This is a genomic window from Streptomyces tauricus (assembly GCF_014650955.1).
GTDB lineage: Bacteria > Actinomycetota > Actinomycetes > Streptomycetales > Streptomycetaceae > Streptomyces > Streptomyces tauricus.
Map to the genome: position 1 here is coordinate 214,453 of NZ_BMVY01000008.1, position 14,740 is coordinate 229,192.

The 14,740-nt window shown below is 72.4% G+C and carries 11 protein-coding genes; 9 read left to right on the forward strand and 2 right to left on the reverse strand.

The features are described from left to right. Positions 1-1,209: a methionine adenosyltransferase gene (gene metK / locus IE278_RS15965; RefSeq protein ID WP_189772812.1), complete on the forward strand. Its 1,209-nt coding sequence runs from the start codon at positions 1-3 to the stop codon at positions 1,207-1,209. Between the two features lie 278 nt (positions 1,210-1,487). Further along, complete coding sequence (locus tag IE278_RS15970; protein ID WP_189772814.1) at positions 1,488-3,722, forward strand: primosomal protein N'; 2,235 nt, start codon at positions 1,488-1,490, stop codon at positions 3,720-3,722. A gap of 130 nt (positions 3,723-3,852) precedes the next feature. On the opposite strand, the gene IE278_RS15975 is transcribed toward IE278_RS15970, so the two are convergent. After that, positions 3,853-4,410 (reverse strand): hypothetical protein, encoded by a 558-nt coding sequence (locus IE278_RS15975; protein ID WP_189772816.1) that lies wholly within the window; start codon positions 4,408-4,410, stop codon positions 3,853-3,855. 484 nt (positions 4,411-4,894) lie between these two features. Between IE278_RS15975 and fmt the strand changes: the two genes are divergently transcribed. Next, complete coding sequence (gene fmt / locus IE278_RS15980) at positions 4,895-5,827, forward strand: methionyl-tRNA formyltransferase (RefSeq protein ID WP_189772818.1); 933 nt, start codon at positions 4,895-4,897, stop codon at positions 5,825-5,827. 326 nt (positions 5,828-6,153) lie between these two features. Beyond that, complete coding sequence (locus tag IE278_RS15985) at positions 6,154-7,578, forward strand: RsmB/NOP family class I SAM-dependent RNA methyltransferase (protein WP_189772820.1); 1,425 nt, start codon at positions 6,154-6,156, stop codon at positions 7,576-7,578. Positions 7,579-7,757: 179 nt separating this feature from the next. On the opposite strand, the gene IE278_RS15990 is transcribed toward IE278_RS15985, so the two are convergent. Further along, positions 7,758-10,004, reverse strand: a complete 2,247-nt coding sequence (locus IE278_RS15990) for an MMPL family transporter (protein ID WP_246570338.1) — start codon at positions 10,002-10,004, stop codon at positions 7,758-7,760. Positions 10,005-10,306: 302 nt separating this feature from the next. Between IE278_RS15990 and rpe the strand changes: the two genes are divergently transcribed. From rpe to IE278_RS16015, 5 genes are all read left to right on the forward strand, one after another. Continuing rightward, complete coding sequence (gene rpe / locus IE278_RS15995) at positions 10,307-10,993, forward strand: ribulose-phosphate 3-epimerase (RefSeq protein WP_189772824.1); 687 nt, start codon at positions 10,307-10,309, stop codon at positions 10,991-10,993. A 78-nt stretch (positions 10,994-11,071) separates the two neighbouring features. After that, complete coding sequence (locus IE278_RS16000) at positions 11,072-12,115, forward strand: sugar-binding transcriptional regulator (RefSeq protein WP_189772826.1); 1,044 nt, start codon at positions 11,072-11,074, stop codon at positions 12,113-12,115. A gap of 82 nt (positions 12,116-12,197) precedes the next feature. Then, positions 12,198-12,662: a guanyl-specific ribonuclease gene (locus IE278_RS16005; RefSeq protein WP_189772828.1), complete on the forward strand. Its 465-nt coding sequence runs from the start codon at positions 12,198-12,200 to the stop codon at positions 12,660-12,662. Beyond that, positions 12,659-13,018 (forward strand): barstar family protein, encoded by a 360-nt coding sequence (locus tag IE278_RS16010; RefSeq protein WP_189772830.1) that lies wholly within the window; start codon positions 12,659-12,661, stop codon positions 13,016-13,018. The genes IE278_RS16005 and IE278_RS16010 overlap by 4 nt, the downstream gene beginning before the upstream one ends. A 105-nt stretch (positions 13,019-13,123) precedes the next feature. After that, complete coding sequence (locus IE278_RS16015) at positions 13,124-14,566, forward strand: GuaB1 family IMP dehydrogenase-related protein (RefSeq protein ID WP_246570345.1); 1,443 nt, start codon at positions 13,124-13,126, stop codon at positions 14,564-14,566. The last annotated feature ends 174 nt before the right edge of the window (positions 14,567-14,740 follow it).

Here is a 14,740-nt window from a genome sequence, read left to right on the forward strand (position 1 = left end):
GTGTCCCGTCGCCTGTTCACCTCGGAGTCCGTGACCGAGGGTCACCCCGACAAGATCGCTGACCAGATCAGCGACACCATCCTCGATGCGCTTCTGCGTGAGGACCCGACGTCCCGGGTCGCCGTCGAGACGCTGATCACGACCGGCCTCGTACACGTGGCCGGCGAGGTCACGACCAAGGCCTACGCGCCGATCGCGCAGCTCGTGCGCGACAAGATCCTCGAAATCGGCTACGACTCCTCGAAGAAGGGCTTCGACGGCGCGTCCTGTGGCGTGTCCGTGTCGATCGGCTCTCAGTCCCCGGACATCGCGCAGGGCGTCGACACCGCGTACGAGAAGCGGGTCGAAGGCGACGAGGATGAGCTCGACAAGCAGGGCGCCGGCGACCAGGGCCTGATGTTCGGCTACGCGACGGACGAGACCCCCGAGCTCATGCCGCTCCCGATCCACCTCGCGCACCGCCTCGCGCGCCGCCTCTCCGAGGTCCGCAAGAACGGCACGATCCCGTACCTGCGCCCCGACGGCAAGACCCAGGTCACCATCGAGTACGACGGCGACAAGGCGGTCCGCCTGGACACCGTCGTCGTCTCCTCGCAGCACGCGTCGGACATCGACCTGGACTCGCTGCTCGCGCCCGACATCCGCGAGTTCGTGGTGGAGCCCGAGCTGAAGGCGCTCCTGGACGACGGCATCAAGCTGGAGACCGAGGGCTACCGCCTCCTGGTCAACCCGACCGGCCGCTTCGAGATCGGCGGCCCGATGGGCGACGCCGGGCTGACCGGCCGCAAGATCATCATCGACACCTACGGCGGTATGGCCCGCCACGGCGGCGGTGCCTTCTCCGGCAAGGACCCGTCCAAGGTCGACCGCTCCGCCGCGTACGCCATGCGGTGGGTCGCCAAGAACGTCGTCGCGGCGGGCCTCGCCTCCCGCTGCGAGGTCCAGGTCGCCTACGCGATCGGCAAGGCCGAGCCCGTAGGACTCTTCGTCGAGACCTTCGGCACCGCCAAGGTCGACGCGGAGAAGATCGAGACGGCCATCTCCGAGGTCTTCGACCTCCGCCCGGCCGCGATCATCCGCGACCTCGACCTGCTGCGGCCGATCTACTCCAAGACCGCCGCGTACGGCCACTTCGGGCGCGCGCTGCCCGAGTTCACCTGGGAGAAGACGGACCGGGTGGACGCCCTGCGCAAGGCGGCAGGCCTCTAGCCTCCCGCTTCCGCGCCTTCGGCGAAGGCCCAGCCCTTCCGCCCCCGCGCCGTCGGCAGAGGCTCAGCCCTTCCGCCCCCGCGCTTTGACCGAGGCCCGGCCCCTGATTGAGGGGGGTCGGGCCTCGGTGTTCTACGGCTCGGGCTCTGAGGGAAGCCGAGCTTGGGTGGTGTGTCGAGAGAGCCATGTCGGCCATCGCTTCGGGGGTGTGTGCGATCCGTGGCACGGCCGGTCCCGGGCGGGCGGCGGTGTCAGTGCGGTCTGGTAGGAATGCTGCTGTGAGCAGCGACGACGGGCAGGCGGGTGGCGGGGCCGAAGGGGCGCCGCCCGAGCAGCTTGCGTTGATCCGGGATGCCGTGCGCAAGGCGCCGCGGGCCAAGCCGCGGACCTGGCGAGGGGCCGCGGTCGCCCAGCACCTGCCCGTCGCACGGGTGCTCGTGGACAAGGGCGTGCTGCACCTCGACCGCTACTTCGACTACGCCGTGCCCGAGGAACTGGACGCCGACGCCCAGCCCGGGGTGCGGGTGCGCGTGCGGTTCGGGGCCGGGCGGCACCGGGTGCGGGAGGGGCGGCGCGAGGGCGGCGGGCTGATCGACGGGTTCCTCGTCGAGCGGCTCGCCGAGTCCGACTACTCGGGGCCCCTGGCGGCCCTCGCCCATGTCGTGTCGCCCGAGATCGTGTTGAGCGAGGAGTTGCTCGGCCTCGCGCGTGCCGTCGCCGACCGGTATGCCGGAAGCCTGGCCGATGTGCTGCAACTGGCCGTCCCGCCGCGCAACGCCCGTGCCGAGGGGAAGCCCTCGCCCGAGCCGTTGCCCGTTCCCGAGGTGCCCGCGGTGGGGTCCTGGGCCAGGTACCCGCGAGGTGCCGCCTTCATCGAGTCGCTCGCGGGCGGCGGGACACCCCGGGCCGTCTGGAACGCGCTGCCGGGGCCCGGCTGGGCCGAGGAGCTGGCGCGGGCCGTGGCGGCGACGCTCGCCTCGGGGCGCGGCGCGCTCGTCGTCGTGCCGGACGGGCGGGCCGTCAGCCGGGTCGATGCCGCACTGACCTCCGTGCTGGGGGAGGGGCGGCACGCCGTGCTCACCGCCGAGGCCGGGCCCGAGAAGCGGTACCGGCAGTGGCTGGCCGTGCGGCGCGGATCCGTACGGGCCGTGGTGGGGACCCGGGCCGCCATGTTCGCGCCCGTACGGGATCTTGGGCTGGTGGTCATCTGGGACGACGGGGACGGCAGCCACAGCGAACCGCACGCCCCGCAGCCACACGCCCGCGAGGTACTGCTGCTACGGGCCGCCCATGACAAGTGCGCCTTTCTGCTGGGGAGTTGGAGCTGCACCGTCGAGGCCGCGCAGCTCGTCGAGACCGGCTGGGCGGCTCCGCTCGTCGCCGAGCGGGAACAGGTACGCGCGGCGGCTCCGCTCGTACGGACCGTCGGGGACCACGACCTCGCGCGGGACGAGGCGGCACGGGCCGCGCGGCTGCCCACCCTCGCCTGGCAGGCCGTGCGGGAAGGGCTGAAGCACGGGCCCGTACTCGTGCAGGTTCCCCGGCGGGGTTACGTGCCCCGCATGGCCTGTGCGCGATGCCGGGCACCCGCGCGCTGCCGGCACTGCGCCGGGCCGTTGGAGGGGCAGGACGCCGGGGGCCTGCAGTGCGGCTGGTGCGGCCGGGAGGAAGGCAGTTGGCACTGTCCCGAGTGCGGCGGGTTCCGGCTGCGGGCGCAGGTCGTGGGGGCGCGGCGGACCGCCGAGGAACTGGGGCGCGCGTTCCCCGCTGTGCCTGTACGGACATCGGGGCGCGAGCAGGTGCTGGACACCGTGCCGGGGTCGCCCGCGCTCGTCGTCAGTACGCCGGGCGCGGAGCCCGTGGCGGAGGGCGGCTACGCGGCGGCACTGCTGCTCGACGGCTGGGCGATGCTGGGGCGTCCCGATCTGCGGGCCGGGGAGGAGGCGCTGCGGCGGTGGATCGACGCGGCGGCGCTGGTGCGGGGGCAGCAGGACGGCGGGACCGTGGTGGTCGTCGCCGAGCCGACACTGCGGCCGGTGCAGGCGCTGGTGCGCTGGGACCCGGTCGGGCACGCGGTGCGTGAGCTGGCCGAGCGGGCCGAGCTGGGGTTCCCGCCGGTGTCGCGGATGGCGTCCGTGTCCGGGACCGCGGAGGCGCTCGCCGGGTTCCTCGCCACGGTCGAACTGCCCGGCGAGGCCGAACTGCTGGGTCCGGTGCCGGTGACTCCGGCGGACCCGGGCGGGCCGCGGCGGGTGGGGGCGCCGCCCGCGGGCGAGCAGTGGGAACGGGCGCTGATCCGGGTGCCGCCGGGGAAGGGGGCGGCACTGGCGTCCGCGCTGAAGCATGCGCAGGCCGCCCGGATGGCTCGTGGGGGGAGTGTTCGCGGGGGGAATGTTCGTGGTGCGGGTGCGGGTGCGGGTGCGGGTGGCGGGGGCAGCGGGGGTGGCCGGGGTGGTGGCGGTGGCGGGAGTGACGTGGTGCGGATTCGGATTGATCCGCCTGATATCGGGTGACCCGCGCCTCAGGGCTCAGGGCTCAGGGTCTGAGGGTCTGAGGGTCGCGGCCCAGGGTGGACGCGCGTCTGCCCCCGAAGTTCCTCGGGGGCAGACAGGGGACCGCTTCGGGGTGAGACCGGTGAGGGCGTCAGCCGTTGCGCGGGCCGGGAAACGCGCTCGGCCTGACCTCCTCGCGGAGGGTGGGGCTGCCTGCGGTCGGCTGGGTCGGCATCGGCATGGGCATCGGCATCGGCATGGAGCGGGCGGCCGGGACCGTGGGGAGACCGGTGTTGACGCCGACCGTACGGGCTCCCGACGGCTCGGTCGCGCGCTCGGCCTCCGCCGCCGCCTGGGTGGTCGCCCGGCGGGCGCCGTAACGGCGGTGCACCGCCTGCTTGGTGACACCGAGAGCCGAGCCCACCGCGTCCCACGAGAAACCCAGTGAGCGGTCGAAGTCCACGGCGGCCGTGACCAGGGTCTCGACGCTGTCCCGCAGCTCCTGGGCGAGGCGGACGGTCGGAGCGGGAGCGCGTCCGTAGACGACGAAGCCCGTGGAGGGGCCGGAGCGGCGCGGACGGTAGACGTTGCCCAGCTGGGCTGTCAGCGTGCGCAGTGCGTCCACCTGCCGGCGGACCCGCTCGATGTCCCGCACCAGCAAGTGCAGGCTGGCCCGAGCCTGGGCGTCGTGGGTTGCGTGGTCGGCCATGAACAAGCCTCTCGAACCGGCGTTGAAAAGGACCGGGCCGCGATTGCGGCCCGTTTTGGTCAACTCTTTCTTGACCAACGCGTTTCGAGGTGAGTGGTCACGCATCAGGGGCGTGGAGGAATGTGCGTACGCCCCCGGCGGTCGGAGCGGCGCGTTTCTTGGCAGTTGGTCTGCCTGGGGTTTTTGCCGTCCCCGGCGGCCGGGGGGAGGGCTTTGGGTGCGGGTTCGGTGGGGGCTGTTGCGCAGTTCCCCGCGCCCCTGGGTGGGGGTGGGTGTCGTGTGTTTTGAGGGGTGCGGCCCCTCCGTGGTGGGCGTCGCGCAGTTCCCCGCGCCCCTGAAAGGGCGCCCTTTCAGGGGCGCGGGGAACTGCGCGACGGGGGCCGGGGCGGAGCCCCGAGTCGGTGGCGGGGAGCCGTCTGGAAGCGCGGCCCATAGACTGGTGCGCTGCCCGTTGTGAATTCGCCCGAGAGGCCGACTGCCACCCATGAAGCTCGTCTTCGCCGGTACCCCCGAGGTCGCCGTTCCCGCTCTGGACGCCCTGATCGCCTCCGGGCGGCACGAGGTCGCCGCCGTCGTCACGCGGCCCGACGCGCCGGCCGGACGGGGGCGCAGGCTTGTCGCGAGCCCCGTCGCCCAGCGCGCCGAGGAGGCCGGCATCGAGGTGCTTAAGCCGGTCAAGCCCCGGGACGAGGACTTCCTCGCGCGGCTGCGGGAGATCGCCCCGGACTGCTGCCCCGTCGTGGCCTACGGCGCGCTGCTGCCCCGGGTCGCGCTCGACATCCCCGCGCACGGCTGGGTCAACCTGCACTTCTCGCTGCTGCCCGCCTGGCGCGGGGCGGCGCCCGTGCAGCACGCCGTCATGGCCGGGGACGAGATCACCGGGGCGTCCACCTTCCTCATCGAGGAGGGACTCGACTCCGGGCCGGTGTACGGGACCGTCACCGAGGAGGTGCGGCCCACCGACACCAGCGGGGATCTGCTGACGCGGCTCGCCTTCGCCGGGTCCGGGCTGCTCGCGGCGACCATGGACGGGATCGAGGACGGCACGTTGAAGGCCGTGCCGCAGCCTGCCGACGGTGTCACCCTGGCCCCGAAGATCAGCGTCGAGGACGCGCATGTGGACTGGGTCGCGCCGGCGTTGCGGGTCGACCGGGTGGTGCGGGGGTGCACGCCCTCGCCCGGGGCGTGGACCGTGTTCCGGGGGGAGCGGTTGAAGTTGATCCAGGTCGTGCCGGTTCCTGAGCGGAGCGATTTGGCGCCGGGGGCGTTGGCGGTCGGGAAGAACAACGTGTACGTGGGTACGGGGTCGTACGCCGTCGAGTTGTTGTGGGTGCAGGCGCAGGGGAAGAAGCCGATGCGGGCGGCTGATTGGGCTCGGGGGGTTCGGATCGCCTCTGGCGAGGTGGTGGGGGGCTGAGGGGGGCGCTCCGCGAAGCGCTCCGCGGAGTGCTCCGCTGGGTGGGGGTGGGTGTCGCGTGTTCTGAGGGGTGCGGCCCCTCCGTGGTGGGTGTTGCGCAGTTCCCCGCGCCCCTTAGGGGGGTGTCGGGGACCCGTGCCTGGAGGTGTGGGGCCTCATTGGGGTGGGCGTTGCGCAGTTCCCCGCGCCCCTGAGGTGGGGTGGCGGAGCCCGTGCCTGGAGGTGTGGGGCCTCATTGGGGTGGGCGTTGCGCCGTTCCCCGCGCCCCTTTCGGGGCGGCGTAGTCTGGGGGTGTATCTCTTCCCTTGAGCCGGAGCACCTTTTTCGTGAGTGAGCAGACCCGTCGGCCCCGTCAGCAGGGCAAGCCCTATCGCCGTCCCAAGCAGGACCCCGTGCGGATGCTTGCCTTCGATGCTTTGCGGGCGGTGGACGAGAGGGACGCGTATGCGAATCTCGTGCTGCCGCCGCTCCTGCGGAAGGCGCGCGAACAGGGCGACTTCGACGGGCGCGACGCGGCACTGGCGACGGAGCTGGTGTACGGGACACTGCGCAGGCAGGGGACGTACGACGCCGTCATCGCCGCGTGCGTCGACCGGCCGCTGCGCGAGGTCGACCCGCCGGTCCTCGACGTGCTGAGCCTCGGCGCACATCAATTGCTCGGCACGCGGATCCCGACGCATGCCGCCGTGTCCGCGACCGTCGACCTCGCGCGGATCGTGCTCGGCGACGGGCGGGCGAAGTTCGTCAACGCCGTGCTCCGCAAGATCTCCCGCCAGGAACTGGACGCCTGGATCGAGCAGGTCGCACCGCCCTACGACGAGGACGCCGAGGACCATCTCGCCGTCGTGCACTCGCATCCGCGGTGGATCGTCTCGGCCCTGTGGGACTCGCTGGGCGGCGGACGCGCCGGCATCGAGGATCTGCTGGAGGCCGACAACGAACGGCCCGAGGTGACCCTGGTCGCCAGGCCCGGCCGCGCCACCGCCGACGAGATCCTCGGCGAGCTCGACGAGGAGAGCGCACTGCCCGGGCGCTGGTCGCCCTACGCCGTGCGGCTGTCCGAGGGCGGGGAGCCGGGCGCCATCGACGCCGTACGCGAAGGACGGGCCGGTGTCCAGGACGAGGGCAGCCAGCTCGTGGCGATCGCTCTCGCGAACGCGCCCCTCGACGGACCCGACAAGGCGTGGCTCGACGGATGCGCGGGACCGGGCGGCAAGGCGGCCATGCTCGCCGGGCTCGCCGCCGAGCGCGGGGCCGTGCTGCTCGCCTCCGAGAAGCAGCCGCACCGGGCCAAACTCGTCGCGAAGGCGCTCGCCGGTAACCCAGGCCCGTACCAGGTCATCGCCGCCGACGGGACCCGCCCGCCATGGCGTTCGGGGACCTTCGACCGCGTACTGATGGACGTGCCCTGCACCGGGCTCGGTGCCCTGCGGCGGCGGCCCGAGGCGCGGTGGCGGCGCCGGCCGACGGACCTGGACGGGTTCGCTCCGCTGCAGCGCGGACTGCTGCGCACCGCGCTCGACTCGGTGCGGATCGGCGGTGTCGTGGGGTACGCGACCTGCTCGCCGCACCTCGCCGAGACCCGGGCCGTGGTCAACGACGTACTCAAGGAGAAGGACGCCGAACTCATCGACGCGCGTCCGCTCTTCCCGGACGTACCGGCCCTGGGTGAGGGTCCGGACGTCCAGCTGTGGCCGCATGTGCACGGGACGGACGCCATGTATCTGGCGCTGATCCGCCGGACCGGCTGACCACCCGCCGGACCGGCTGACCACCCGCCGGTCCGGTTGACCACCCGCTGGTCCGGTCGGCCACGTGCTGGTCCGGCTGACCCGCCAGTCCGGCTGATCCGGCCGAACCGGTTGACCCGCCGACCGCCGACGGTCCTCCGCCGACCGCCCGCCGCCCCTGCCGCTACACGTCGGGCCGGTTACTCCGACGGGCCGCCCGGGCGTGAGGCCGGTCCCGTCGGGGACTCCGCCCCAGGTGCCCCAGGCGCCCCAGGTGCCCCAGGCGCGGCAGGTGTCGCAGGCGCCCCAGGCGTCGGCGGGGCAGCCGCCGGGCCGCTCCCGCCCGTGCCTCCGACGCCCGTGTCCCCGGCACCCGTGCCTGCGGCGCCTGCGCCCCCGGCGCCCCCGTCCCCCGTCTCCTTCGCCAGTCGGCTCGGCCACCAGACCCTTGGGCCTACGTCCAGGAACAGGGACGTCACCAGGACCGAGCGCACGATGAATGTGTCGAGCAGTACGCCTAGGGCGACCGTGAAGCCGATCTCGGCGAAGGCGACCATCGGCAGCGTCCCCAGCGCGGCGAACGTGCCCGCGAGGACCAGGCCCGCCGACGTGATGACCGCGCCGGTGGCGGCGAGGCCCGTGACCACGCCCGGGCGCGTGCCCTGGCGGGCGGCCTCCTCGCGGATGCGGGTGGTCAGGAAGATGTTGTAGTCGATGCCCAGCGCCACCAGGAAGACGAAGACGAAGAGCGGGAAGTCCGTCGTCTCGCCGGCGTAGTCGAAGACGTACCGGAACGCGAGCGCGCTGATCCCCAGCGCGGCGGCGAAGGACAGCACCACCGTGCCGATCAGCAGCAGTGGGGCGATCAGGGCGCGGAGCAGGACGCAGAGGATCAGCAGCACCACGACCAGCACCAGCGGGATGATCAGGATGTTGTCGTGGGTCGTCGCCCTGTCCATGTCCAGCAGGGCCGCCGTACCGCCGCCGACCTGGGCGTCCGCGTCCGGTACCGCGTGCACGGCGTCCCGTACCCGCTCCACCGTCTGTTTCGCGGCCTCGCTGTCCGCCGGGGCGGTCATGGTCGCCTCGAAGAGGACCTTGCCCTCGAACTCCGGTTTCGTGCCCGGTGGCAGGCCCAGGGACTCCGGCAGGACCCCGCGGGTGTCCGCGACCGCCCGGCCGACCTCCTCGGCCTGTTCGCTGTTGCTGATGACGACGAGCGGATCGCCGCTGCCCGCCGGGAAGTACCGCGCGGACACCTCCTGGCCGACGATCGAGTCGGGTTTGTCGGTGAAGGAGTCGGCGTTGCTGATGCCCTCCGCGCGCAACTGGATGAGGCCAAGGGACAGCAGCGCGAGCGCCGCCGCCGTGATGACCCAGACCAGTCGCGGGCGGTGCGAGAAGCGGTTGCCCATTCGCGCCCAGACACCGCGCTCGGTCGGGTCCTCGGAGCCGAAGTGCGGGACCACCGGCCAGAAGATCCAGCGACCGAAGATCACCAGCAGGGCCGGGAAGAGCGTCAGCATCGCGACCAGCGCCACGGCGACGCCGATGGCGGCGACCGGGCCGAGGCCGCGCGTCGAGTTCATCTCGGCGGCGAGCAGCACCAGCATGCTCAGGACGACGGTCGCGCCGGACGCGATGACGGCCGGGCCCGCCCGGTGCAGGGCCAGCGCCATCGCCTCGTGGCGGTCCTCGTGGCGGCGCAGCTCCTCCCGGTAACGGGCCACCAGGAGCAGGGCATAGTCCGTCCCCGCGCCGAAGACGAGCACCGTCAGGATGCCCGCGCTCTGGCCGTTCACGGTCAGCCCCGCGTGCTCCGCGAGCAGGTAGACCAGCGCCTGCGCGGTGAACAGCGCGGCGACCACACCGATCAGCGGGACCAGCAGCAGGGTCGGGCTGCGGTAGGTGAGCAGCAGCATCACGATGACGACGGCCATCGCGGAGAACAGCAGGGTGGAGTCGATGCCCTCGAAGGCCTCGGAGAAGTCGGCGGACGTGCCGCCCGGGCCCGTGATGTGCACGGTGAGCCCGTCACCGCCCTCGCCGACGTCCGCGCGGATGGCGTCGACCGCGGGTGAGATGCGCTCCCAGCCCTTCTCGTCCATCGTGATCGGTACGAAGACCTGGGCTGCCCGCGGCGCCGGCCTCCGGTCGAACACGGGACCCCGGGTCTCCGCTCCGCGGATGCCCTGCTCGCGCAGTTCCTTGAGCTCCCGTACGTCCCTGGCGATCTGCACCCGGTCCTGTGCGGTGAGGCCGTCGGCACGGGCGTACACGACGATCGCGGGGATCTGCTCCGGCCTGAAGTCCTCGGAAGCCTGGAGGACTTGGGTGGACTCGGCGGAACCGGGCAGCCAGGAGGCAGCGTCGTTGTCCTGTGCGTCGGTGAGTTTCTGGGCGAAGGGAGCCGTGAGCACGAGCAGCACCAGCCACAGTCCCACCACGACCCACTTCGAACGCCGGCCGCAGACCAGCCAGCCGACACCCCGCCGCTGTTTCCCCCGAGATCCCTGAGATCCCTGAGATCCCTGAGACCCCTTAGACCCTTGAGATTCCTGAGGTTCCCGTGTTCCCTGTGCGTCCGTCATGGCCATCCCCGTAGCCGCTTATGGAGCCGGTGGGCCGACAAGGATGGCATGGGCCGTCCGGCCGGTGCAGCCCCTCGGCCTGAACGAGTTGGTACATACCGACCGGTCCGGGCCGGGACCGGGGAGGCAACCGGCTCCGGGCATGGCAGGCTTGTGGCATGGCCGCGCAGATCAACCCCAGCATCCTCTCCGCCGACTTCGCCCGCCTTGCCGAGGAGGCAAAGGCAGTGGAAGGGGCGGACTGGCTGCATGTCGACGTGATGGACAACCATTTCGTCCCGAACCTCACGCTCGGTGTACCGGTCGTAGAGTCCCTGGCACGTGCGACGGACACCCCGCTGGACTGCCATCTGATGATCGAGGACGCCGATCGGTGGGCGCCCCAGTACGTAGAGGCGGGTGCCGGTTCCGTCACCTTCCATGTCGAGGCGGCCGCCGCACCCGTGCGGCTCGCCCGCGAGATCCGGGCCAAGGGCGCCCGTGCCTCCATGGCGCTGCGGCCCGCGACCCCCATCGAGCCGTACGAGGACCTGCTGCCCGAGCTCGACATGCTGCTGATCATGACCGTCGAGCCCGGCTTCGGGGGCCAGGCGTTTCTCGACATCATGCTTCCGAAGATTCGCCGTACCCGCGAGTTGATCAACAAGCACGGTCTCGAACTGTGGCTGCAGGTCGACGGCGGCGTCTCCGCCTCCACCATCGAGCGCTGCGCCGAGGCGGGAGCCGATGTCTTCGTCGCCGGCTCGGCCGTCTACGGCGCCGCCGACCCCGCCCAGGCGGTACGTGCATTGCGCACGCAGGCGGAGGGGGCGACGGCCCAGGCAGCATGGGCATGCGGCCACTGAGCCAAGGGAACGTGAACGCCGCCCCTCAGGGCTGATCAAGTACGCCGGATCTGCAAGGATGAACGGCGAATCCAGAGTGTGAACAGCAGTGAGGAGAACGCCGTGTCGGGTATGTCGGCGGGCCGGTCAGCCATGCGGATGGGACCCGCTGAGCTGGTGCAGGCGGCGGCCATGGCCCGCCGCTTCTACCTAGAGGGCAAGTCCAAGATCCAGATCGCCGAGGAGTTCGGCGTCAGCCGCTTCAAGGTGGCCCGGGTCCTGGAGACCGCCCTCGAACGGGATCTCGTGAGGATCGAGATCCGTGTCCCCGCGGAGCTGGACGCGGAGCGCTCCGACGCGCTGCGCGCCCGCTACGGACTGCGGCATGCCGTGGTCGTGGAGTCCCCGGCCGAGGCCGAGGAGTCGCCCGACCCGGAGAACCTCGGCGAGGTGGCCGCCGACCTGCTCGGCGAGCTGGTCGCGGAGGGCGATGTGCTCGGTCTCGCCTGGGGCCGCTCCACCATCCACATGGCGGCGGCGCTCGACCGGCTGCCGCCGTGCACGGTGGTGCAGCTGACGGGTGTCTACGACGCGGGGACGGCCGAGCGCGGCTCGGTCGAGGCCGTCCGCCGGGCCGCCCAGGTCTCCGGCGGCGACGCCCACCCCATCTACGCGCCGATGCTCCTGCCGGACGTGGCCACCGCGGCCGCCCTGCGCAGCCAGACGGGCATCGCCCGGGCCTTCGAGTACTTCGACAAGGTCACCGTGGCCTGCGTGTCCATCGGATCCTGGGAGGCCGGGATCTCGACGGTGCACGACATGCTCACCGAGGAGGAGCGCGCCCACTACGCCTCCCTCGGGGTCGAGGCCGAGATGTCCGCGCACCTCTTCGACGTCGAGGGCCGCCGGGTCGGGCGCGACCTGGGGGAGCGGTGCATCACCGTCGAGGCCGACCGGCTGCGGCGGATCCCCGAGGTCGTCGCGATCGCCGGCGGGCAGCGCAAGTCGGGTGCCATCGACGCGGTGCTGCGGTCCGGGCTCGTCACCAGCCTGGTGACGGACACGGCGGCCGCGGACGCCCTGATGACGACGGGACCGGCACCGCGGCCGGCCCTGGACCGGGCGGACCCCGACGGGCTCTGACGGGCTCCGACCGTCTCTGACGGATCTCGGTGCACCGCGGTGCGGCGCGCCGTGAGGGGACGACCGTGACAGCATCGACGACATGCTGCTCCGGTCCGTCCCCCGTCTGTTTTCCGGGCGGGTCCCCCGTCTCCTCGCCGGACTGCTGGTGTGCCTGCTGGCGTGCGTGCTGCCCCCGCTGCTCGCCGGCTGCTCGTCGACGGACACGGCGGGGGAGACGGCCAGGGGCACGGACAGCGCGGCGGCCCCGGCCCCCTCGTGGGCCGCCGGGATGGACACCGTCCGGGCGGCCGAGCTGCCCGCCGAGGCCCGCCGGACGCTCGCCCTCATCGACACGGGCGGCCCCTTCCCGTACGCCAAGGACGGCAGCGTCTTCGGGAACTTCGAGCGTGAGCTGCCGCGCCACGAACGCGGTCACTACCACGAGTACACGGTACGGACGCCCGGGGAGCGGGACCGCGGGGCCCGGCGCATTGTCACCGGGCGGGACGGCGAGGTCTACTACACCGATGATCACTACAACTCGTTCAGGGCGGTGCTGAGATGACGCACGGCATACCCGCGCAGAGCCGCCACGTGGTCACGCTGGACCTGGACGGCGTCACGGACAAGGCAGGCCTCATGGAGCGCTGCGTACGTGCCCTGGAGCTGCCGGAGTGGTTCGGCCGGAACTGGGACGCGCTCGCCGACAGCCTCACCGACCCGTCCGTGTGGCCCGCGGCCACCGGCGAAGGGGGACTGCTGGTCGTCGTCACCGGCTGGCGGGCGTACGCGCGCACGCGTCCCGGCGAGTGGGCGATCGCCGAGGACGTCTTCGCCCAGGCGGCCGACCGCACGCCGGCGCTCACCGTGGCGCTGGCCCTTGGAGGATCCCACCAGGAGCCCTCTGACCAGCCTGGATGATCGGCCCAGGGCGCGCGGGGCTCCCCACATGGGACAATGAAGTACGTGCTCTCCCTCGGGCTGTCCTGTCCGGGGGCCACCTCGATCGACTGGGATGTGCAGCACGTGCGTTTCCTCAACGACATCCAGCCCGCGTACGACCTGACGTACGACGACGTCTTCATGGTGCCGAGCCGTTCCGCGGTCGGCTCGCGGCAGGGCGTCGACCTGGCTTCGCCGGACGGCACCGGCACCACGATTCCCCTGGTGGTCGCCAACATGACCGCGATCGCGGGCCGCCGGATGGCCGAGACCGTGGCCCGCCGCGGCGGGCTCGTCGTCATCCCGCAGGACATCCCGATCGAGGTCGTCACCGAGGTCGTCTCCTGGGTCAAGAGCCGGCACCTCGTGCTGGACACCCCGATCATCCTCGCCCCGCACCAGACCGTCGCCGACGCGCTGTCGCTGCTGCCCAAGCGCGCGCACAACGCCGGTGTCGTGGTCGACGGCGAGGGCCGGCCCGTCGGTGTCGTCACCGACGCGGACCTGAACGGCGTCGACCGCTTCACCCAGCTGTCCGAGGTCATGTCCCGGGACCTGCTGCTCCTCGACGCGGACATCGAGCCGGGCGAGGCGTTCGACCGGCTCGACCACGCCAACCGCCGGTACGCCCCCGCCGTGGACAAGGACGGCCGGCTCGCCGGCATCCTCACCCGCAAGGGCGCCCTGCGCGCCACGCTCTACACGCCGGCCACCGACGCGGACGGCCGTCTGCGCATCGCGGCCGCCGTCGGAATCAACGGCGATGTCGCGGGCAAGGCCAAGCAGCTGCTCGCCGCGGGCGTCGACACGCTCGTCGTGGACACCGCACACGGCCACCAGGAGTCGATGCTCTCCGCGGTACGGGCCGTCCGCGGGCTCGACCCCCAGGTGCCGATCGTCGCGGGCAACATCGTCGCCGCCGAGGGCGTACGCGATCTGATCGAGGCCGGCGCGGACATCATCAAGGTCGGTGTCGGACCGGGCGCCATGTGCACCACGCGCATGATGACCGGCGTGGGGCGCCCGCAGTTCTCGGCTGTCCTGGAGTGCGCGGCGGAGGCGAAGAAGCACGGCAAGCACGTGTGGGCCGACGGGGGTGTGCGGCACCCGCGCGATGTCGCCATGGCGCTGGCCGCGGGCGCGTCGAACGTGATGGTCGGCTCGTGGTTCGCCGGTACGTACGAGTCGCCGGGCGACCTCCAGCAGGACGCCAACGGGCGCCTGTACAAGGAGTCGTTCGGGATGGCGTCCGCGCGTGCGGTGCGCAACCGTACGTCCGAGGAGTCGGCGTACGACCGGGCGCGGAAGGCGCTGTTCGAGGAGGGCATCTCCACGTCCCGGATGTTCCTCGATCCGTCGCGGCCGGGGGTCGAGGACCTGGTCGACTCGATCATCGCGGGCGTGCGGTCGTCCTGCACGTATGCCGGGGCTAACTCTCTCGCGGAGTTTGCGGAGCGGGCCGTGGTGGGGGTGCAGAGTGCTGCGGGGTATGCGGAGGGGCAGCCGTTGCACGCCAGCTGGAGCTGATGGCTCCGCCGGGGGTGTTGTTCGTGTGCCGGCTGACTGTGGCTGGTTGCGCCGTTCCCCGCGCCCTTGAAGGCAGAAGATTGCGCCGTTCCCCGCGCCCCTAACAGCGAAAGATTGCGCCGTTCCCCGCGCCCCTAAAAGATTGCGCCGCCGAAAGACTGCGCCGTTCCCCGC

Bases quoted from the DNA above. Each gene is read 5' to 3' on its own strand.
- rpe (WP_189772824.1), top strand. From the start codon at position 10,307: ATGGCCGCGCAGATCAACCCCAGCATCCTCTCCGCCGACTTCGCCCGC.
- fmt (WP_189772818.1), top strand. From the start codon at position 4,895: ATGAAGCTCGTCTTCGCCGGTACCCCCGAGGTCGCCGTTCCCGCTCTG.
- IE278_RS16010 (WP_189772830.1), top strand. From the start codon at position 12,659: ATGACGCACGGCATACCCGCGCAGAGCCGCCACGTGGTCACGCTGGAC.
- IE278_RS15975 (WP_189772816.1), bottom strand. From the start codon at position 4,410: ATGGCCGACCACGCAACCCACGACGCCCAGGCTCGGGCCAGCCTGCAC.
- IE278_RS16005 (WP_189772828.1), top strand. From the start codon at position 12,198: ATGCTGCTCCGGTCCGTCCCCCGTCTGTTTTCCGGGCGGGTCCCCCGT.